Consider the following 22,488-nt stretch of genomic DNA (forward strand, 5'->3'; position numbering starts at 1 on the left):
TAATATAGGTTGGGAAAAAATGTGCGAGAGGGGAATTTAATTGGCGAAAGGTGAACTGAACACAACTTCAATAAGAATAGAGAAGTTAAGAAGTAAAATTTTAGATGGAGAAATAAAGATTCCACCTTTCCAAAGAGGATTTGTTTGGAAACAGGAACAGGTTATTGATTTATTAGATAGTATATATAATGATTACCCAGTAGGTAGTATTCTATTATGGGAAACAACAGAGGATTTACCTTCTGCAAGGAATATTGGAGGGTTTGTTTTACCTGAGGTTACAGCAGAATACCCAAGGAGTTATATTTTGGATGGGCAACAAAGGGTAACTACTATATTTGGGGTGTTTTGTGAGGGATTACCTCAGGAGGCAGCTGATTTTATAGCTGATTTAAACTTATTTGAAATTTATTTTGACTTCGATGAAAAGAAATTTGTCCACGAGTCTAAATTAATAAATACCCATGTGAATTTAAAGTTAAGACTGTTATTTAATAATTTTGATTTCAACATGGAGATAGGGAAGTATACTCGAGAACAACAGAGATTAGCGGTTGAATTACAGTCACTATTTCAAAACTACGAACTTCCTCTTGTAACTATTAAAAAGAGGGAAAAAGAAGAAGTTGGTATAATATTTGAGCGAATAAATAATACTGGTACACAATTATCAACCCTAGACTTGATGGTAGCTTGGACATGGAAGGAAGACTACCATTTGAAGGAAGTTTTCGATGAAATTTATGAGTTGTTAGAGAAAAAGTCTTTTGGAGACATAAAGCAAAAAATTATCTTACAATGTTTTAGTGCGATTATAAAAGGAACTACTGCTACCGCAGAGATATTAACGTTAAATCCTTCTGAAGTTAGGGATAAGACTGAATTACTAAAGAATAGTTTAGAAAAAGCTATTGATTTTATTTGTACTCAATATAATGTGAAGTCCGAAGACTTTCTTCCTAAATCACATCAAATTGTTCCTTTAACCTACTTGTTTTCTAAAACAAATCATCTCAATGAGGAACAAAGTTCGACTATAGGTAAATGGTTCTGGAGAACTTCTTTTTCAAGTAGATACTCATCTGCAACTGATGAAGCAATGGATAACGATATAACATTCTTTGACAGTGTCTTAGCTAATGATTTTAGTAGTCTGGAAAGGTATCAATCTAGTCTTCCTACAAGGTTTTTAGAAACTCAGACTTTAACTAAGTCAAATGCTAATGTACGGTCTATTTTACTGTTATTCTCTCAGTATAAGCCACTTGACTTAACAAATGGTAATAATATAGATTTAGGAAATGCCCTATCTATCTATAATAGAAAAGAATATCATCATGTATTCCCTAAGGCATTTTTGAAAAGTAAGGGCTTAGGTACTAATCAGATTAACGTTATCTGTAATTTCTGCTTCTTGCCAGCAAATTCTAATAAGGTGATTTCTAACAAAGAACCATTGGAATACTTTTTTAATATAGTTCCAAGTGGGAAGTTTAAAGAGATATTAGAGAGTAATTTGTTACCAACAAATGAGGATATCTATAGAAAAAATGATTTTAGTACATTTATTCAAGAGCGTTCAAAATTGATTCAAGAGGCTATAAAACAGCTTACTGGAGAATAAACAAACCATCCATTCGGATGGTTTTATTTATTATTAATTATGGTGGTTCTTAACTTCTTCAACAAATTTAATAATGTCGTTTATGTTATTCTGTTTAACTGTTGAAGAGGGAGACTGCGTCTAATTAGTATGATACAAATTTCTAATCCATAATGCTAAGATTATCCGTTATAATAAAATTACCATATACAGCACAGTTAAGGACTCCAAGGAGGCTCTTAACAATGAAAGGAAGCGTCAAAAAAGATAAGAAAACAGGAAAGTATTTTTATATTGTAGATATTGGTATTGATACTAACAGGTAAAAGAAAGCAAAAGAAGAAGGGATTCATTACTAAAAAAAAAGCAGAAAATTCATTAACAAAGCTGCTTTCAGAAGTTCATACTGGAACATATGTAGAACCTAGCAAACTTCTCTATGGTGAATATCTGGAAAGTTGGTTTAATACGAAGAAGCACAGCGTTGGTATTCAAAAAGTAAAAGTGCTGAAAGGGTATTTAAACAGTCGCATCATCCCTTCTTTAGGTAATATCAAATTAGCTAAGTTAACATCGTTGCATATGCAAAACTACGTCAATTCGCTGCGAGACGAAGGTTTAAAGCGAGGAACAATTGAGAAGATAATAAAACTCATTCGGAACTCTCTTGAAAATGCAATAGATTTGGAGTTAATCACCAAAAATGTTGCAGCTAAGATCAAATTATCTAAAGCTGATAAGGAAGAATTAACGGTGTGGAACGAGCAGGAAGTACAGTTATTCTTAAAAGCTGCGCAGGATAGCAGATATTATATTGTCTTTCATATGGCTCTTGTAACTGGAATGAGACAGGGGGAATTACTAGGTCTGCGTTGGAAAGATGTTGATTTAGAAAAAGGGCATTTAACTATTAGCCAAACATTAAGCCATGATGGGAAGACGTTTTTGGTTGGAGGAAAGACAAAGTCAAGTTTAAGAAAGATACTATTACCTGCATCAACAGTAGCAAAGCTAAAGAAACACGGAGTAGTCGTATTAAAAGAGAAGCTGAGTCAAGGTGAAGAATACCATGACAATGACTTGGTTATGTGCACTCCTTCTGGAACGTCAATCAATCCTGCTAATGTGCGAAGAAGTTTAAACGCTCTGATTCAGAATGCAGCTGTTCCAAAGATTCGCTTTCATGATTTACATCATACGCATGCGACTCTGTTAATGGCTAAAGGTGTGGATGTGAAGGTAATTTCTGAGCGGCTAGGGCATAGTAACATCAAAATTACATTAGACACTTATTCGCATGTATTGCCAACGATTCAAGAGGATGCAGTTAACAAAATAGAAGAGATTTTGTAGAGAATGTGACCAATTCTATGACCACTAGCTCTATAGAGTATGAAAGTAAACAAATAAAAAACTGCATCAAACGTTAATTTGATACAGTTTCTATCAGTATGACCCCGGAGAGGCTCGAACTCGCGATCTCCATCCTGTCAAGATAAGAAACTTATATTTTACGCTTCGGGAATATCAAACGGAATTTGTATCAAGGGTTTATAAGGTGCTATATATTATTTTATTTAAATTTTATGATTTAAAAGAGCGGAATTTATTGATAAGAATCTTGACCAGCTGTTAACTAGTTTTCTGTAAGTTTAAAGAAAGGTTTGTACCAAGTTGTTGTGATTTTACCCAATGGATAATATTAACTGTGAAGCTAAATAAGCCGACAAGTTATTGGAGTAAGATTAGTTAGTTTAAATGTAAGAGTTAGGTGTTTAATCAAAAGGAGATTAGATATAATTACGCCATTACAAGTTTATGAGTTTATTTACTAACAATCTAAATAAACTTGGTAGTAAATAAGTGTCTAACTCCCGTGTTTCATTGCATTGGTAAATATTTTTTAGCAAACTCTCTCCATAATGGGGCCGAAAAAATGTTTGCAAATTAGGAATTTATAGTAAAACCTTAATTAGAATGTTAAGCCTTTGTTAAAAATCAGAATTTTTAATTAATACTATTGTATGCAATGGTACTATAAATGTGAAAAGCTGATGGAGGTGTTTGAATGAGAAAATGGGAAACGTTTATCATAGACTATATGAATAAATCTAAAAAGACCTTTGTGAAAACGATAGATATTGAACATCATCTTAAAACATTACTCAAACAAGAATATGATGACGATGGTGGATATTTTAAATATTCTTCTACGTTGAAGAATATGGTAGAAGAAGAGAAAATTCAACCAGTAAAAGCAAGAGGACATAACCATCAGACCCCACCGGTATTTAATGAATATAGATTAGTAAAAAAGGAAAGAAGAACGAACCCCACTCATATTAAAAAGTTAATGACCGATTATCTATTGTTCAATATGACTGCTTTTTATGATGAAGCAGAATTTGAAAAATGGAAGTTCTATATAGATCGAGTCCATGCTTTTCTCACACAAAACAGTGATACCAAAAATAATATTTTAAAAGCAAATGAACGTTCTTTTGAACTATTCAGAAATGAAAAGTTTCTTTTAGATAAAGAAGGAACAAAATTTTTAGCCAATTTAGGACTCACTCTATCGGATTTAAACTGTCGAAGAACTTATGAACCTTTTGTAGAGTACCAACCAAATCCCTCAAAAAAGCCAAAAAACATTTTAATTATTGAAAATAGAGATACCTTTGATTCGATAAAAGAGTTAATGATAGATGGCATTGATACATGGAGCCGAATTACCTTTGATATGGTGATATACGGGGAAGGGGATAAGATACAAAGAAGCTTCTATTTCTTAGAAGAATACGAGCTAGAAGATTACGAAGTCTATTACTTTGGGGATTTAGATGCAAGAGGGATTCATATTTGTTCCGAATTAATCAAAATAGATAATAGAGTAAAACCATTTATTCCTTTTTATATAGAACTTTTAAATCGTTATGGTCATGAGCCTTCAACGAGAACCATCGAAAGAAAATTGAAACAAACTATTATTGACGATTCGTTAAAATTATTTTCATCTTTTTTTGAAGGTGATTATATTGATGAACTCAAAAGATATACCGATATTATTCAGAATGTTCAAATATATATCCCGCAAGAAGGTTTGAATTTAGTGATTCTCCGTAAATTAGGGGAAAGGAGGTAGGGTTCTTTTTGAACACGAACATTGAATCTATGCTAGAAGGTTTTAATGAGCGAATGAAGCATGTAGCGATGTTTTCACCCATCCTGCGATTAGAACAACCAACGAAGTTTAAAGAATTGCCTATTCCTACGGTTGCTCTCTATATACTTCTTTATATGCTCGAAAACAAACTAGCATTTAATAAAAACACGACAAAAGAAGAATTACAATATGTCATTTTAGAAGTGGTCCGACGATATTGGAACAAGAATTTTACCAAAGCAGACGCAGACGAGCTCGAAGATTGGTTGGTTTCTAAAAACCTTCGAAACAGAGGAAGAGCCCACACATTTACGTATTACGATTTCAATAAAAAAGACGAAAAAACTTATTATTTTCATCTAATTGAATATGGAGAAGGAATGAACGTTTTTAGTGATACAGAAGATCGTGTAGACGATTTTACATTATCTTCAACGGGATTGGAGCTGCTATTCAAAACGAAAGAAGTATTTGGAGAACTTCAAATCACTATTTCTCAATTATTCTTCAAACGACAATTTGAAAAGGGACTTTTCACCGATGCTTTAAGGAGAGTTCACGAAATGCATACGTTGATAGAAGATGAAAAAAAGAAAATAAAAAAATTACAAAATACTATTATCAAGGATGCTCTTGGTGTTTCTCAACGTTCTGAACTTGAAGTCATGATAAAAAGAATTGATGAAACTTTAAAATCAGAACACGAACAATTTGATGATTTAAGAAAATTGGTAGAAGAAAAAATTGATGAATTCTATGAAGGTAGTCTAACAGAAAAAGAACAAGAAGGAATCCATATAATCCAAGAAATTGAAGGGAAATTACTTCAAGCAATTAGTGTGCATGAATCCTTATTTACTGAAAAACAAAAAACACAAAATATTATGAGCGAATCACTTGAATCTTCCATCATTCACGCATTTTCAGTTCATTTAGATTTTGAAAACGAAATATTAAGGGAACTAATAGAAACCCCTGCTACAGAAGAAGTATTAAATGCTATTTCTAAACCATTTCTACCTTTGAGGCATTATAAAACGTTTAATCCGCTACTTGCATTAGTTCCTCAAAAGAGATACAAGAAAAAACAACTAAAAGAAGAAGAAATTGTTGAAGTAGATGAAGAAAAAATGAAGTTGCAAGATGAAGAAGAAGCTAGGAAAAAGGAAGAAATCGAAAACAAAGAATATCGATATATAACTGCTTTATTGAAACACTTGGTTGAGAAGGATAAGTATCTATTAAGTGATATTTTCCAAATGATTGAAACTCAAGATGAACGTCTTTATGAGGATATTCTGTACAATCCAGATCCACTGTTGGGGTTAATTGCAGAACTACATCAGTCCGAATACAATCGTTTTGAAAAAGTGACTTCAGATGTGTGGAAAAACCTCCCGGATGATAAAAAGATTAATAGAATGTTAATAAGACTATCAAATGAATTTGTAACATTACAAGAGATAGAATCCTTTAGTTTATTAGAAACAGGTAGATCTCACTATATCGGAACTATGAAATACAAGGATATGTTAATTACAAGGGGTGATTTTTATGGAGTGGACAGAAGAAATCGTAAGTAAAGGGTTTGCCTTGTATGTGGCCCTTAGTAAAAAAGGGTTTATTACAAGCAAAGAAGATGAATATTTTCAGTGGTATGAGGAAAGGGGTGTTCAAGATTTTATTCGGAAAGTAATTGAACCTACAGGGAAAGTCATGATCTTCTTGGATGAACAAGATGGCGTTATTCAAATGGTGCCGGAGGTCGAGAATGAAACGATGTCTTATACGAATGATGATTTAAAGAAAGAATTAGGCTTTAAGGACAATAAGGAAATTCATCTATTCTACTTTATTTTGTTCATCTTAATAGCAGAGTTAGAACAACCATATGATACAGAGTCTGCTGATCGGATGTATCTCCCAATGGATGAACTATTGGATAAAATGAATGGATACATCGAGCAATATGAACGACTGGGCGAAGAGAAGTTAGAAGAATTAAGTGATGAATATGATGTGGACGTGGCTGGGATTGTAGAAGCTTGGGGCAGAATGGCCGACTTTAAAGAAGGTGCTACAAGCCATATTCGAACAAAAGATAATCGACGGATGTATATCGAAAAAACATTGAAATTCTTAGAAAAAGAAAAGCTTATCAGAATAAGAGAACATACTAATATTTCTGTTACCAACAAAATGAAAAATATTATTAGTCATTATTATCACAATGTCGAGAACAAGAGCAAAATTCATGATCTATTGCTGGTAACAAGAGAAGGAACTGTGGGAGAAGAGGAGGAATGATAAGATGCCACGATTGATGAAAGTGAGAATGACCAATATCCAATTAGATGAAGGGAAGAAAATCATCTCAAACAGCTTGTGGGAACCAAATGCCAAAGATGCTCTATTCATCTTAGAAAACGGCGGAGGAAAAACGAGTTTTATTCAACTAGTTACTCAAACCGTTCTTCCTAACTCCAATTTAAGCAAACGTTTATTAAAAGAAGTGGTGTATAAAGGTACAACTGGTCATATTATGACGGAATGGAAACTAGATGGAGAAAACCTTCCGTACAAATACTTATGTTTAGGGTTTACTTATATGAATGGGGAAACAAAAACAGAAGAATTAAATTATTTCACATATTTGTTCACCTATAACAGAGGGGACACATTAAATATTGATACCCTTCCTACCACAGTAAACGGGAAAGTAACAAGACTAAATGAATACCGTAAGTTTTTAAGACAAAATGATATTCGTATATTTGACGTCAACCGTGATTATAAAAAGGAATTAAAACGATTTCACCTTATTGAAGATGAATGGAAGATGATACAAAAGATTAATGGAGATGAGGGTGGAGTAGATAATTACTTCAAAACTGCATCCAGCACGTATGACTTATTAGTGAAACTTCTTATCCCAGAAGTCGAAAACACTATATTTGACAGTGAAGAAAAGAAAAAGGAAATCCAAACGTACTTTAAAGAATACAGTAAAAATCTATTAAGTATTCCGGATATGAAAAGAGACTTGGATGATTTCCAAAGGATAAAAAATTGTGCTGAAGACATGGTAAAAGCGGTAGAAAACTTTCAAGTAAAAAAGAAATCCTTTGCGGAAGCACAAAAGCATGTAGTTACGTTAAAGAAAAGCATTGAACTTCAAATTGCGGATAAGGAAGAAAAAATTGATATCTTAATGGATGATATCGAGAAAAATGAAGCATTGATGTATGAAGCGGATTGGAAGATTGACAGCTATAAGTCTCATATTTTAAAAGGACAGATCGAAGCAAAAGAAATAGAGCTAGTTGCTGCTGAAAATGAACTTAAAATAAAAACAGAACAATTAAAACAAGCAAAAGCATTACTACAACAATTGGAAGCAAAAAAAGAATATGGAGATTATCTAGATATTCATAAAAAGGTACTACAGTTAAATGAAGACATATCTTCTTTAACAGCAAGTAAACCAGAATTAGAAAAGAGAAGAAATGAATCTAAAACTCTCTTAACAGAGGCGTTAAATTTTCTCATAGAAGAACAACAATTTGCTTTGGATGATATTAACAACAACATCAAATTTATGATAGAAGAAGTGAATCTTAAAGACGCAGAACGGAAACGATTAGAGAAGGAAAAACAAGATTTATATGGAGAGTACAAGGATGCAGAAAATCATTTGAATAATTACCAAGAAGGTAAACAAAAACTGATAGATGAATTAGGAGAAGAAGCCGGATATGATCCATCTGTCACGTTCAAATCACTACATGAACAACAACTACAATCTTCAGTGACTATTGCCCAAAAAGAAGAGAAAAGTCGATTAAATAAACAGGATATGGATGAAAAACGTGAGTTTGTAACGGGTCAAAGAATTGCTATAGACAACAAAAATAACGAAGTTACTTCGTTAAAGGCTGAACATACCACATTTGAAAAGGAGAAATATAACTTACTTTCACTTCTTTCAGACGATGGGAAAAATACGATAAACATATTCGAAGATATGCAGGAGTTTCTTCGGTATTATCAATATTCAAAAGTGGAAGCGGAACAAAAAATAGATAAACTTAAACAGTATATTCATGATTTAGCAAAAAAACTTAGCCTTTGGGAATCACACGATTTCTTTGTTCCTGATGAAACTTTATTAAAGGTTCAACAACATCTAGAACAAAAAGGTGTTATTACTATGTTAGGTAGTGAATGGCTATCGGAACTTTCTAGTGAAGAAATGAAAAGCCAGTACCTTAATTCCTATCCATTGCTTCCTTATACGTTATTGGTTGAAGAAGCAAACTTAACAGAAGTCAAAAAATCCTTGAATAGCTTGAATAAAGAACTGTTAAACGTACCGTTACTGTTTTATGTAAAGAGTAAACTTCAAATTCAAACAAAATCAGTAGATGCAAAAATAGATGAACTTTTCCCTCTATATGATGAGTTATATCTCTATCATCAGTTAGATGTTCAGTGGTTCGCATCTAGAGCTAAAATCCAAGAAATTATTGATGGGTTAAAAATGGAGCTTTCTCAATATAAAGAACAATTAACTTTTGCACAAATAACTCTCAATAATTACAATGAAATATTAACTGCATTAGAAACATTCCATACTCGTTATTCTAGTACATTCTCGGAATCCAACATGCAAGCTGTCCAGAAATTATCAGAAGATATAAAAGAGATTCACCAACAAATAAATGATACCAATGAACATATTAAGATGTTAGAAAATGAGAACGAATTAATTAGTAAATTTATCTCAGATGAAAAAGTAAAAATAGAAAAAAGAGATTCTCATATAAAGCGTCTTCAAAGCTTTATGGACCTTTACTCAAACCCCGAAGAGCTAGTTGAAAAAGTAAAATATTTAAAAGACCAACATGACCAATACGGGACAAAAGTTAATCTGTGTGAAGAGGAAGTAATAGAGCAACGTGAAACATTAGATAGACAGAAAGATAAGAAACGAAGCGTTGAATCTGTTATGGATGGATTAGATAAAGAAAGAAAACACCACCAATTGGACAAGAACCTTGAACCTTCTGATAGTTACACCAGTGAAGAAAAGAATGAGTACGTAGCCCGTTTTACTGCAGTTCAAAAAGATTACGCGGACAAAAATCAAGCGAAAAATTCTTTTGAAGAAAATCTTTCAGATAAAAAAAATGAACTTCTAAAATCTGAAAAACGAATCAATGATATCGGATTTACTCTAGAAGAAGTTAAAGTGTTCTATTCTCAAGAAATCAATCTAGAAGAGTTAATTACAAAACAAAAAGAGACAGTTAACACACTTTCTATTTCTGAAAGGGATATTGAGATCGAAAAAGGAAAAGTAGGAGAAAATCTAAAAGAGAAAACCAAACAATTAGAATTAGCTAAGAAGGAGATTGATGAGAAGTACGGAAGAGAAGTATTCCTTTATGAATGGGAGCATGAAGAAGAACTTAACCGTTTCAAGCAGTCAAAAGAACAATTGGGCGAAGCTAATAAAGCACTTGTAACTAAGAAGGAATTGTTAAGAAATTCTATAATAGATGCTGAAAAAGCAATGGTACATTTGCAAATTGAAAATCTTCCTCTATATAATGAAAGATTCGGTTTAATACTTGAAGAAGAAATTATTTCAAAGTCAAAAACATATCAAAAATATGCACAAACCCATGCTAATGAGCACGTAACAAAGTTGCAAAAGTTTAAAGAGGGCAAAAAAGGTGTATACCTATCATTTGAAACGTATTTAAAGAAGATTCAAGAATCTAATAACCCTAAGACTGAACAATTTGCGAATGGTTTGTCAAAATTGAAAACAAGTGATCAAATATTTGAGTTAGAGTTTATTTTAGAATCGTTTAATCGCATCTTTGATACCATTAATGCCTTTGAAGAAGATTTAAAGCGAAAGATAACAGAATGTGAAAAGGATAAGGTAAAACTGGTAGACTTATGTTTTCAGCGAGTAGAGGCTATTTATAAGAACGTGACTGAAATCCCGAAATCCTCCAAAGTGAAAGTATTTGGTTATGAATTGCAATTGATTAAAATGAGATGGGACCGTTTTGATGATGAAACCACTCATAGTAATTTACATTACCATGTTCAAACCATTCTGGAAACCTTACAACGAATGAAGAGAGAGAACAAACTAGAAAATGAATTGAATGAATACCTAGTACAAAAACTTGATACAGTGGTATTATTAGATAAAATTGCACCTATCAAGAAATGTTTTGTTAGTATATATAAACCACGAAAAAAATCACTTATGACGACCAGTCCAGAAAACTGGAAACCTTGGGATGAAGTTTCTAAATGGTCTGGTGGAGAGGAATTCAGTTCCTATATGTCCATGTTTATGATACTTGTAACGTATTTGCGTAAAAAAGTTAACGCTAGAGACGATTCTTGGAAAGTGATTATTGCGGATAATCCTTTTGGTAAAGCTTCATCAGAACACGTAGTAAAACCAATAATGGAACTAGCTAGAAATAGTAAAATACAACTGTTTTGTCTAACAGCTCATAACAATGAAGACATTCGTTCTCATTTTGAATGTGTCATGAGTAATCGTTATTACAATACAGTAGGTATTGAACTACTTCAAGTGGAGCATAGAGAAAAAGGGGTTTCACTTGGAATGTTTGCTTATGAGCATGATTAATAATTTTTGAGGGTCATATTGGCCCTCTATATATATAGAATTTAGAGGTGTCAAATATGTCAAAGGTAACTATTAACATACGGGTAGAACAAGAAATGAAAGAGAAACTGAACGATATAGGAAAGCAATTAGGATTATCAGAAGCAGATGTATGTAGAATGGCCTTTGCAGAATATATACAAAATCGAATTCATTTGATAAACAAGGATAAAAATAATTGATAAAGGAGTTTGATAGATACAATTATTCATTAAAGATTTTTGGAGGTTCCATTCGATTGTTTTTATAGTTTGATAATGGTTAAGTAGAGATAAGTTTTTTATAAAGAATAATTAACATTTATTAGTGTTTATATGGAAGAGCGTCCTAAAAATATATAATTTTGGTGCTCTTTTTTTATTTAATTTGTAGGGAATGTGACTGATTCTGTGATCACTGGCTTTGCAGAGAGTAATTATAAATGAATAAAAACCGCATAAAATGTTAAATTAAAACGGTTTCTATCAGTATGACCAAGGGGGCTTGAACCGCCGAATGCCACCCATGTTAAGGTGGAAATCTGATTTTATCTATGTCGGTATTAATCAATTTTTTTCTGTACATTCCCCTTGCACCTCCCCCAACGTCACCCCCTAACCTAAAGAAGACAAATCAAAAAGTGGGGGGCAAAATCACTTATGAAAACCACCAAAAAAGAAAAAAGCAACACCATCATCATGCTACTAATCTCAGCTGCAATAGGAATCTTTTCACCACTACTCATGTACATCACACTGGCACGTAAAAATGAAGTGTACAAATACCATTGCCGAAAGGCGTTCAACTTTCATTTGTTAATTTTTCTGCTATTTAATATTAGTTCGCGTATTAGTGATGTTTTGTTTTGGATTGTATTTATCTTTGAGGTAGTTCAAGTGATCATTGTTGCGTGGAAAGTAATACGTGATGAACCGTATCGTTATTTCATTCGAATTCCGTTATTTAAAGAAGATAAGTACGCGTTGGAAGGAGAATAGGTGATGAAACAAGAAGTGGAGGTAAAGGGAAAGCAATTTTTTGTTATGGTTGCAGTGTTGTTTATTGCGATTTATATTGTTTTACCAAAAAGAAAGTATGAGTACTTTTATGATGGTATTAGCGAGTATGAAAATCGTTATAGAGGGAATGTTCCTTTTTTATTACTTGTTGTAGGTTTGTTTCAATATTGTAGGCAGAATGAGATGAGTTTTTCTCATATGCTTCAGTATGTGAAAGAGAAGTTATCGGAGTAGGTGATGACATGGCTTGGCTGATTAGTGAGTTCGCAAGTGTTGGGGATGTTACGGTGCGGGCGCTTCGTTATTATGACAAGATTAATTTATTAAAACCGAGCGATTATACTGAGGGTGGGCATCGGTTATATACGAAAGATGATCTGTATGTGCTGCAGCAAATCCAATCGTTTAAGCATCTTGGTTTTTCGCTTGGAGAAATTCAAAATATTATATTGCAGCGTGATATAGAGACAGAAGTCTTTTTAAGACAGATGCATTTTCAAAGAGAAGTGCTTCTGGCAGAGCAAGAAAGAATTGCGAAGGTGCTTTCGCATATGGATGAGATGACGAAGAAGTTTCAAAAGGAAGAACGAGTGAATGTCGCTTTGTTTTCTTCGTTTTTGCAAACCTTCATATGGGAGAAAGAAAATAAAGAATGGTTAGAGGAACACTTTTCAACGGAGAGTATTCAAGCGTTTTATAATAATAAGGAATTAAAAGAAAAGTTTGATCGGCGTTTTATGGATGTGATAGGGAAGTTGAAAAAGTATAAGGAAGAAGAGAAGGATCCGAGTCATCATGACGTTCAAGTTACTTTGAAGGAATTTTTCCATTTAATAGAAAAGATAACTGACTATCTTGATATATCTCAAAGTGAGGTAGTGAGTGTAATTAAACAATCAAAAATTTCAATGGCCGAATTCCCTACTCTTTTCACAAATGAGGAAGAACAGTATATAAAAGAAGCTATGAATAAAATGTAGCCCATCAGTAGATAGTTTCCTCATTAGTAATGAAATAGGGAAGCTGTCCCTTTATTTTATTAAGGTTAAATACGATTCTTCATATCATACTGTACTCTTTTGCTTATTACTTTTATTAGTGCCTTTATAGGCAGTTCATTTGATAAATTAAAATTTTATTATCTGACAAATCAATTAAATGATTTGTTGTTAAAAAAAATATTAAAACATGGTAATATATAGTTTGAGTGAAATTAATTGTAATTAAATAAAAGAATGAGAGGGACAAGAGATTTGAATACTTTATTTTTAGTATTGTTTTATGTGTGCTTAATAGCATTAATTATTGGGATTATTAAACCTCAATTAGTAGTTAGATGGGGATCAGAAGAAAAACGAAATAGAAAAAGTGTATTAAAGTTCTATGGAATAGGCGTAGTAGCAATGTTTATTTTATTTGGTGTAACTTCTGAGGATACGAAAAAGACAGAAGAAGCAAAAACCGAGGCTAAGCCAGCTAAAGCTGAACAGAAGAAAGAGTTAACAGCAGAGGAAAAAGCAGCAGCAGAACAAGCAGCGGCAGAGAAAGCAGCAGCAGAGAAAGCGGCAGCAGAGAAAGCAGCAGCGGAGAAGGCAGCAGCAGAACAAGCAGCGGCAGAGAAAGCAGCAGCGGAGAAAGCGGCAAAAGAGGAAGAAGAGCGAATTGGATATGAAACAGGAATTACATATGATCAACTAGCCAGAACACCGGATGAGTTTAAAGGAAAGAAAGCTAAATTTACAGGGAAAGTCCTTCAAGTAATGGAAGGAAAAGGCGAGACGCAATTAAGAGTAGCGGTTAATGGAAATTACGATAAAGTATTATACGTTGTTTATAAAAGTGACATTCTAAATTCAAGAGTGTTAGAAAAAGATAATGTTACTGTTAAGGGGAAATCTGCAGGTATATATACTTATAAATCTACTATGGGTGGCGAAATTAGTATTCCAGCAATGTTAGTAGAAAAAATTGATATTAATTAATAAGAAGCAACAAAGCAGTTTAACACCTAGTTAAACTGCTTTTCCATTATAATAGAAGAAAAACCTAACGGAGGAAATTCCCATGCCAACCTACAAAAACTAATCCGAAACAAAATCCCACAAATAATAAAAACCAACGGAAAAACACCTACAACAAGAATCCTACCCGAAGAAGAATACATAAAAGAACTCTGCAAAAAACCAGAAGAAGAACTAACCGAATATCTAGAAGCAACAACAAAAGCACATAAACTCGAAGAACTATCCGACCTACTAGAACTAATAAACGCCCTAGCCGAACACGAAGGCACAACACTAGAAGAAATCAACAACATCCGTAAAAAGAAAGCAGAAGAACGAGGTGGTTTCTCAGATCGCGTCTTCCTAATCGAAGTAACCGATAACTAACCCCTCCTAAGCCCCTTACAAGCCCCTACCAAGTAATAAATCACTAAGAAAAAACATAACAAAACAAAAACACCAACAAACACCGTAGTAGGAGTCGAAAAAATTTTTGAAATAACACGCCAAAAACCCAGCCCTCCTTCCTATATATAGTACAAAGAGAAAATTTTCATTTTTGAATTAGGACGGGAGGAATTAGGATGGCGGTCTATCGTAATGTGCAGGTGAATTTTTGGCAGGATGATTTTGTTTTGGATTTGACGCCGGAGGAGCGGTATTTTTATGTGTATTTGCTGACTTGTTCGAAGACGACGCAGTGCGGGATTTTTCCTTTTCCGAAGCGATTAGCTGAGATGGAGACGGGTTATAATCGGGAGACTGTTGATAAGCTTGTGCAGCGCTTTGTTGATTATGGAAAGATTCTTTATGATGCGGATACGCGGGAGTTATTCGTTTTAAATTGGCTTCGTTATAATCCGGTGACGAATACGAATGTGGAGAAGTGTGTGCTTCGTGAGCTGAAGAGTGTGAAGAATAAGGAGTTTGTACATATGTTTCTTCAGAAGTGCGTAGAGGAGGAGCTGAATGTTCCAATGCTTTTAGCGCATTTCGGTATGCCGAGTGATTTGGCTGTAGATGATGTTGAGCCAGTTTGTGAGGAGACAGAGGCGGAAGAAGAGGTTATAGAGGAAGAAACGGGAAGTCGTGTGTTTTCTTTTTATGAGCAACATTTCGGTAGTTTGTCTCCTTTTGCGGTGGAGGAACTGAGTGCGTGGATGGAAGATTTGTCAGAGGAGCTTGTGTTGAAGGCGCTTCAAATTGCGTTTGAGAATAATAAGCGGACGGTTGCTTATGTGAAGGGCATTTTGAGAGGCTGGCACGGGAAAGGGTTTACGAAAGTGTGTGAGGTTGAGGCAGATACGGCTAAGTTTCGGAAGAAGGAGTCGTCTGTTAGTACGGGGGAGACGGAGGAGTTTTTGGCGAGGTGTGAGGAGTGGGAGAAGAATGCGCCATCTGAGGAAGAGTTGCAGCGCTTTTTAGCGGAGCGCGGGTGGCGGCCATGAGTATTCAAAATGTGGAGGCGGAAAAGACGGTGCTAGGTTCTCTATTAATTGATGGAGAGCTTATTAAGGAGTGCCGTTTGACGGAGCAGTATTTTTCTATGCCAGTACATAAGTCTATATTTCAGTTAATGCGAAAGATGGAATCAGAGAGGCAACCGATTGATCTTGTGACGTTCATTTCTCGGGTAGATCCGAAGTTTTTAGAGGGTATCGGGGGAATGGAGTATTTTATAGGGTTAATGGATGGTGTGCCTACTACTAGCAATTTCTCTTATTATGAGGGGCTTGTTCGAGGTGCTTGGAAAATGTATCAGGCGGGTGTTCTCGGGCACAAGATGGGAGAGCGCCTTATTGCGGAGAAGAATGAGGAAATTATTGGTGAGACGATTACGGCACTTTGTGAGTTAGAGGAAAAAGACTCTGTATGTGAGTTTGATTTGAAGGATGCGTTAGTTGATTTGTATGAGGAGCTTCATCAAGATGTGAAAGAGATTACTGGTATTGAGTCTGGTTATACATCGCTAAATAAGATGACGTGCGGATTGCAGGAAGGTGATTTTGTCGTTCTTGGTGCGCGTCCTTCTATGGGGAAGACTGCGTTTGCGCTTAATGTTGGACTGCATGCGGCGAAGTCTGGAGCGGCGGTTGGATTGTTTTCGTTAGAGATGAGTAGTAAGCAATTGTTAAAAAGGATGGCTTCTTGTGTAGGTGAAGTGTCAGGAGGCAGGCTGAAAAATCCGAAGCATCGTTTTGCGATGGAAGATTGGGAGAAGGTAAGTAAGGCGTTTGCGGAGATTGGTGAGTTGCCACTTGAGATTTATGACAATGCAGGTGTTACGGTGCAAGATATTTGGATGCAAACTCGTAAGTTAAAGAGGAAGCATGGAGATAACAAGATTTTAATTATTGTAGATTATTTGCAGCTTATTACGGGCGATCCGAAGCATAAGGGCAATCGATTTCAGGAAATTAGTGAGATTTCGCGTAAGCTTAAGTTATTAGCACGTGAATTAAATGTTTGTGTAGTAGCATTATCGCAATTGTCTCGTTCTGTAGAGTCACGGCAAGATAAGCGTCCTCTTTTATCTGATTTAAGAGAGACCGGACAAATTGAGCAAGATGCGGATGTCATTATGCTTATGTATCGAGAGGATTATTACGATAAGGAAACGATGCAGAAAGAGATGACGGAGATTCATGTGGCGAAGCACCGGAATGGGCCTGTGGGGAGTTTTAAGCTGAGGTTTTTGAAGGAGTTTGGGCGGTTTGTGGAGATTGGATGATAAAATAGAAGAAGGCATATAAAAAGGTAAAGGAGTGGTTACGGATGACAAAAGTAGGTCGTTTATATGAACAAGAGAAGCAAGAAGAAATTGATAAAGCACTTTCGGCAGCTGGAATGCTTTTTAAAGGAATGAGTGTAGAAGAAATAGCTAAAAAATTAGATGTAACAATTGAAAAGGTGAAAGAGTGGGAGAAGCGTTTATCTCATTAATCGCTGGGGTAATGGCAGCGTCTGTATAAATTTATACAAAAATAGCCGAATATTTACTATATAATAGTCGGCTATTTTTGTACGGAGAAGTTGTTAGGTTTAATACGCAAAATTTTTTATTTGCTCTTGAATATGTTTCTTATTTCCCCATAAAGAAAGACTTTCTCTCTGCAGTAATCCACTGCTGCAAATCATCTTGGTTACGTCGGACAAGTCGATTTACTAAAACATCATGCCATACATAATCCTCTAATAAGTATATATGGACGGGGTCATCTGTATAAAAAGCAATATTACGCTCTGCAAGTGATGGTCCATAAATCATTTCTTTAGAATCTATCGATACAATAAACCAATGTTCTGTAGACAAGGTTTCTGTATAAGGTGTTATGCGATGGGCTTCTAGATTTTTAATGGGATTTTCAACATGCAAGGTAATACCTTGTATTGTAACTTTATCAGTTACTTCAGATAGATCTTCTTTTAACGCTTCATACATCTCATCCCACATTGAAATGACAATACGTCGTTCTGCTTTTTTTATTAATGCCTGACAATAGCTAATGATTGTTTGATTGTCTTTTAAAGTAATCACTCGATTATCTGTTTTTTCTTCGGAAGTTTCTAGTTTTTTTAATGAATCACTAATTCCTTCATAAGTAGACTGCCATTCTGATTGCGCCTTCTGTAAAAAGATTTCAACAGGTAGAGGTGAATAGCGAGTGGTGTCATTTATTTCTTCCTTCATGACAATTCCTTTTTCTACAAGGTTACCTAAAATCTCATAAATTCGCGCTCTTGGGACACCCGAATCCTTACTCACTTGATAGGCTGTGACAGGCCCCTGTTTAACAAGAGATACATAAGATTTAGCTTCATATTCATTGAAACCAATTTTTTTAAGCTGTTGCACTATGTATTCCACTTTTTTCGTCCTCCGATGTTTGCTTTTATCCCGCTTTAACGGGCAGTAAGACCCCCACCTCAAAATTCAGCGGAAGCAAAGAAGTTAGGTGGGGGGCGGGCTGCCCGTAAAAGCCCGATTGGTGAAGGCTAATAATCAGTGGGGGATGAACAAAACCCCCACTGATTGAAGTTTCACTTTATATTTCAACGTTACAATAACTCTTTACATTTAGCAAATTGGTAGTTACTATTACAATAGTGACTAAAGGGGAGGCTACTAGTATGGATTTGTATTTAGACCCATCTATATTAATTATTTTGATTGTTTTTGGATTTGTAGCTGCATTTATTGATTCAGTTGTAGGTGGTGGCGGACTCATTGCTTTACCAGCTTTGTTATTTACAGGATTGAATCCAGCAAGTGCAGTAGCCACGAATAAATTAGCATCAACAATGGGGAGTGCAACTAGTAATATTGTGTTTTATCGTTCTGGTAATCTTAATTTGAAATCGGCGTTTAAATTAGTTCCGCTTACTTTCATAGGTTCCATAATAGGGGCATGGACCGTTCATTTAATGAATCCAGAAGTACTGAAGCCATTGATGTTGATTATGCTTGGTGCGGTCGCTATTTATACGATATTCAAGAAGGATTGGGGAAGTATTTCCACTCATAAAAAATTGTCGGGTCGACACGTCATTATTTTTACTTTCTTTGTTTTTGCTATTGGTTTTTATGATGGATTTCTAGGTCCTGGAACAGGTTCGTTTTTAATGTTTTCTCTTTTATTTATTGGGTATGATTTTTTAAAAGCAGCAGGTAATGCGAAGCTTCTTAATTTAGGAAGTAATGTTGGTGCATTGTTGATGTTTATGTATGTAGGGCAAGTAAACTATGCGTATGGTTTTATAATGGGGATTGCTCAAATTGCTGGAGGGATTGTTGGCTCCAAATTTGCTATAAAAAAAGGAAGCGGGTATGTTCGTGCTCTTTTCATTACAGTAACTTGTTTATTGTTAGCGAAAAATCTGTATGACTATATTCAGTAAGTAATTAAAGAACGTAGAAAAGGTCAAGTATGCAAACTACATCGAGTATAAGAAGATACTAAGGAGAGATTCCTTTTAACATTTTTTAGATGCTACCTTGTTTGAAGATAGCATCTAAAAAGAAAATCTAAGTGAAGAGAATGAAAAAAAATATAAACTCATATTTTTCCATATGAAATTTCATTTGTTTTATTTACATAATATCTTTACAATCATTTGATAAAATAAAGTCAACTGCATATTGTGAGGGTGGGTGGTTATCCCTTCTTTCCATTTGGAAGGAAAGGGGGTGATAATATGGAGTTTTTGTTTGACCTTGTAAAAGAATTTGTAAAAGCGACTGTACGTGAAGTTTCAGCGTATTTTTTGCGGAAGCAACTTCTGGGTAAGGACAACAAAAAACCCACTCCGCGCCGTAGGAAGCAAAAGGGTGGGTTTCGTAAAAAATAATAACGTATAATAACCACCACCCTATACGGTAGCAGTTAAGGAAGAGATGTTAGCGCATCTCTTCTTTTTATTATATGCCATTTTATTTGATGTCATACTTATATAGTATTCTACGGAAAATATATCATATTCCTATTTTGTGGTCAATTTGATTGCATGATTGAAAAGGTGTAGTCTTATTCCTTTTCAAACTGAAAAATATCCCGATTAATAAGTTGATGGAGATACCTATCCATTTCAGCAGCAGAAACTTTTCTTTCACTTTTAAACCACCATGCGCTTAATGAGGTGATTGCCCCTGAATAAAATTCAATGATTAAATCATTGGGCATCGTATGATTTTTGTGCAGTTGATTTAACGCTTCTATTTCTTGTTTTCTCGTTTCGTGACTTAAATATTGTGTTCGGTTAATAAATTGTTCATCAGACATTTGCGTCTCTAATATTTTACCGATTTCTTCATGGTGTAGAAATTGTTCCATTACTTGAAATGGTTTACTTAATCGATCTGAAACCGGTATTTCAGCAATCATCTTGCCGTATCGTTTAAATCCAAATGTTAATAAAGCATCTTTATCTTCAAAGTGTTTATAAAAGGTTGTTCGGTGTACCATTGCACGGTCACATATTTGGTTAATCGTGATCGTACTATATTTCTGTTTTGATTGCGTCATTAATTCAAATAAGGAATCCCACAGTAATTTATGTGTACGTCTAATACGTAAATCAAGTTGTTTTTCATTATCGTTCATCTACAATTCTCCTTTTTTGTAGATTAAATATACAGTGGCTGAAAATTGATTCTCCCTTTTTAATCTACATATGTATATTATATTACATGTGTTCCGGTGTATTTAAAGTTTTTTAAGTAAGAAACAGGAGGAGAATCTGTAAATGAATATGACAACTAAGAGCCCAGCAAGTGGCAAAGTTGATACTTCTAATTTGAAACATACCCCCATTTTAATTGCATTACTTTTAGGTGCAATGGTTGCATTATTAAATGAAACATTACTTGGTAATGCGTTAACGGTATTAATGAAAGAATTTGACGTAACCGCTTCAACGATTCAATGGCTTTCTACAGCTTACATGTTAGTAGTTGGGGTTTTAGTTCCAATTACAGCATTACTTCAGCAATGGCTCACAACGAGACAAATGTTTTTGATCGCTATGGTAACGTTTTTAGTCGGTACATTAATTGCGGGATTCGCACCGACATTTTCCGTTTTATTAATTGGCCGTATCGTCCAAGCTGTAGCGACGGGGTTAATTACACCGTTATTAATGAATACGATTTTAATCATTTGTCCACCTGAAAAACGTGGTGCGACAATGGGATTAATCGCACTCGTGATGATGGCAGCTCCGGCAATTGGCCCTACATTATCTGGAGTAATTGTGGATTCATTAAATTGGCGCTGGTTATTCTATATTGTTATTCCTATCGTGATCATTTCCATTATGATTGGGATGAAGTACATTCAAAATGTTTCAGAGTTAACAAGGCCAAAAGTAGATTACCCATCTATCCTTTTATCGACATTAGGATTTGGCGGGCTTGTGTATAGCTTTAGTGCATCGGGTGATTTAGGATGGTCCGATGCAAAAGTGTATGGCACTTTAATTGTTGGGCTTATCTCATTATGTATTTTTGCCGTTCGACAATTGAAAATTGAGAATCCAATTTTAGAATTACGAGCATTTAAAGTTCCGATGTTTACATTATCAGTTGGATTAATTGTCATTGTGATGATGTCGTTATTTTCAACGATGACTTTATTACCGATGTTCCTGCAAACCGTTTTACTCGTTACAGCTTTTAAATCAGGAATTATCATGCTTCCGGGAAGTGTTATTAGCGCCATAATGGGACCAATCGCAGGTAAACTATTTGATAAATTTAGTCCGAAAGTTATTATCGTTCCCGGCATTGTCTTAGTAGGAATTGCAATGTTCTTATTTAAAGGCATTACTCCTGATACATCAATGGTACAAATTATTATCATGCATAGCGTATTAATGGTTGGACTCATGTTTGTCATGACAGCACAAACATACGGTTTAAATCAATTAACACCAGATTTATATCCGCACGGAACAGCACTATTTAGTACGTTGCAACAAGTAGCTGGTGCAATTGGTACAGCTATCTTTATTTCGAAAATGTCTTCAGGAACAACTAAGTATATGGAAAGCTCCGCAAATCCACTGGATCCGTTAGAGAAGTTAAACGGTTTAACTTCAGGATTCCAGGGTGCATTTGCACTTGGGTTAGTCTTTATCATTGTTGCATTTATCGTATCGTTATTCTTAAAAGAAGAGAAAGAAGGAGTAAAGGAAGCGAGAGTTTTACAGAACGAACATTAAGGTTTATATAAAAAAGACATCTTTCCCTAGAAAAGATGTCTTTTTTATATTTTTTTCGTAACACTTGTTTTGGGTGTCTTCATACATAAGAATTGGTATGTACAATAATTATCCTTTTTGAGAATAAGGATGCAAAGCCGTACTAATAACTAATAGTTCACCAGATGATTTAGTGACATCGTATATAGATCCTGTTATGAGAATAGGTATAGCAATGATTATAAATTTATTATATTTTAATTAAAAGATTTATACGTTTTTTATAGTAAAAATTA

Annotated in this window: 18 protein-coding genes and 2 pseudogenes; 18 read left to right on the plus strand and 2 right to left on the minus strand. The window is 34.5% G+C overall.

The genetic code is table 11. The features are described from left to right. The first annotated feature begins 40 nt into the window (after positions 1-40). From BC_RS04735 to BC_RS27520, 15 genes and pseudogenes are all read left to right on the plus strand, one after another. Positions 41-1,624 (plus strand): GmrSD restriction endonuclease domain-containing protein, encoded by a 1,584-nt coding sequence (locus BC_RS04735; RefSeq protein WP_001051765.1) that lies wholly within the window; start codon positions 41-43, stop codon positions 1,622-1,624. A gap of 224 nt (positions 1,625-1,848) precedes the next feature. Beyond that, positions 1,849-2,956, plus strand: a pseudogene (locus BC_RS04740) (tyrosine-type recombinase/integrase). Between the two features lie 715 nt (positions 2,957-3,671). Next, positions 3,672-4,748, plus strand: a complete 1,077-nt coding sequence (locus tag BC_RS04745; RefSeq protein ID WP_001233576.1) for a Wadjet anti-phage system protein JetD domain-containing protein — start codon at positions 3,672-3,674, stop codon at positions 4,746-4,748. Positions 4,749-4,777: 29 nt separating this feature from the next. Next, positions 4,778-6,352 carry a hypothetical protein gene (locus BC_RS04750; protein ID WP_250702589.1) on the plus strand — a complete coding sequence of 525 codons (1,575 nt, stop codon included), beginning with the start codon at positions 4,778-4,780 and terminating at the stop codon, positions 6,350-6,352. Next, positions 6,324-7,076: a DUF6063 family protein gene (locus BC_RS04755; RefSeq protein WP_000455271.1), complete on the plus strand. Its 753-nt coding sequence runs from the start codon at positions 6,324-6,326 to the stop codon at positions 7,074-7,076. Before BC_RS04750 ends, BC_RS04755 begins: the two co-directional genes overlap by 29 nt. A gap of 301 nt (positions 7,077-7,377) precedes the next feature. Then, positions 7,378-11,454 carry a hypothetical protein gene (locus tag BC_RS04760; RefSeq protein ID WP_232288811.1) on the plus strand — a complete coding sequence of 1,359 codons (4,077 nt, stop codon included), beginning with the start codon at positions 7,378-7,380 and terminating at the stop codon, positions 11,452-11,454. A 56-nt stretch (positions 11,455-11,510) separates the two neighbouring features. Then, entirely contained in the window at positions 11,511-11,675 is a 165-nt protein-coding gene (locus tag BC_RS04765; protein ID WP_000049356.1) for a CopG family transcriptional regulator, read from the plus strand. Positions 11,676-12,131: 456 nt separating this feature from the next. Then, on the plus strand, positions 12,132-12,470 hold the full coding sequence (locus BC_RS04770; protein WP_000858884.1) for a DUF4870 domain-containing protein: 339 nt from the start codon (positions 12,132-12,134) through the stop codon (positions 12,468-12,470). Between the two features lie 3 nt (positions 12,471-12,473). Next, positions 12,474-12,725 carry a hypothetical protein gene (locus BC_RS04775; protein ID WP_000808339.1) on the plus strand — a complete coding sequence of 84 codons (252 nt, stop codon included), beginning with the start codon at positions 12,474-12,476 and terminating at the stop codon, positions 12,723-12,725. A gap of 8 nt (positions 12,726-12,733) precedes the next feature. Beyond that, positions 12,734-13,471: a MerR family transcriptional regulator gene (locus tag BC_RS04780; RefSeq protein ID WP_000312394.1), complete on the plus strand. Its 738-nt coding sequence runs from the start codon at positions 12,734-12,736 to the stop codon at positions 13,469-13,471. 273 nt (positions 13,472-13,744) lie between these two features. Continuing rightward, a complete protein-coding gene (locus tag BC_RS04785; RefSeq protein ID WP_001093925.1) occupies positions 13,745-14,473 on the plus strand; it encodes a hypothetical protein in 729 nt (242 codons plus the stop codon). An 82-nt stretch (positions 14,474-14,555) separates the two neighbouring features. Next, positions 14,556-14,881: pseudogene (locus BC_RS04790) on the plus strand (nucleoside triphosphate pyrophosphohydrolase). A 197-nt stretch (positions 14,882-15,078) separates the two neighbouring features. Next, entirely contained in the window at positions 15,079-15,942 is an 864-nt protein-coding gene (locus BC_RS04795; protein WP_000312067.1) for a DnaD domain-containing protein, read from the plus strand. Then, entirely contained in the window at positions 15,939-17,225 is a 1,287-nt protein-coding gene (gene dnaB, locus BC_RS04800) for a replicative DNA helicase (protein ID WP_000027311.1), read from the plus strand. Before BC_RS04795 ends, dnaB begins: the two co-directional genes overlap by 4 nt. Positions 17,226-17,269: 44 nt before the next feature. Continuing rightward, positions 17,270-17,437 carry a hypothetical protein gene (locus BC_RS27520; protein WP_000169783.1) on the plus strand — a complete coding sequence of 56 codons (168 nt, stop codon included), beginning with the start codon at positions 17,270-17,272 and terminating at the stop codon, positions 17,435-17,437. Between the two features lie 139 nt (positions 17,438-17,576). Here BC_RS27520 and BC_RS04805 read toward each other — a convergent pair whose 3' ends face one another. Next, on the minus strand, positions 17,577-18,362 hold the full coding sequence (locus tag BC_RS04805) for a TrmB family transcriptional regulator (RefSeq protein ID WP_000455776.1): 786 nt from the start codon (positions 18,360-18,362) through the stop codon (positions 17,577-17,579). 263 nt (positions 18,363-18,625) lie between these two features. Here BC_RS04805 and BC_RS04810 point away from each other — a divergent pair, with 263 nt between their 5' ends. Both BC_RS04810 and BC_RS27525 read left to right on the plus strand, forming a co-directional pair. Next, positions 18,626-19,393, plus strand: coding sequence for a TSUP family transporter (locus BC_RS04810; RefSeq protein ID WP_000366895.1), 768 nt, complete (start codon positions 18,626-18,628; stop codon positions 19,391-19,393). Between the two features lie 297 nt (positions 19,394-19,690). Beyond that, complete coding sequence (locus BC_RS27525) at positions 19,691-19,843, plus strand: hypothetical protein (RefSeq protein ID WP_000394757.1); 153 nt, start codon at positions 19,691-19,693, stop codon at positions 19,841-19,843. A gap of 176 nt (positions 19,844-20,019) precedes the next feature. On the opposite strand, the gene BC_RS04815 is transcribed toward BC_RS27525, so the two are convergent. Next, positions 20,020-20,595 carry a TetR/AcrR family transcriptional regulator gene (locus BC_RS04815; protein ID WP_000999314.1) on the minus strand — a complete coding sequence of 192 codons (576 nt, stop codon included), beginning with the start codon at positions 20,593-20,595 and terminating at the stop codon, positions 20,020-20,022. Positions 20,596-20,737: 142 nt separating this feature from the next. Between BC_RS04815 and BC_RS04820 the strand changes: the two genes are divergently transcribed. Further along, positions 20,738-22,213: an MDR family MFS transporter gene (locus BC_RS04820; protein WP_001057522.1), complete on the plus strand. Its 1,476-nt coding sequence runs from the start codon at positions 20,738-20,740 to the stop codon at positions 22,211-22,213. The last annotated feature ends 275 nt before the right edge of the window (positions 22,214-22,488 follow it).

Origin of the sequence: Bacillus cereus ATCC 14579, assembly GCF_000007825.1 — a bacterium.
Lineage (GTDB): Bacteria > Bacillota > Bacilli > Bacillales > Bacillaceae_G > Bacillus_A > Bacillus_A cereus.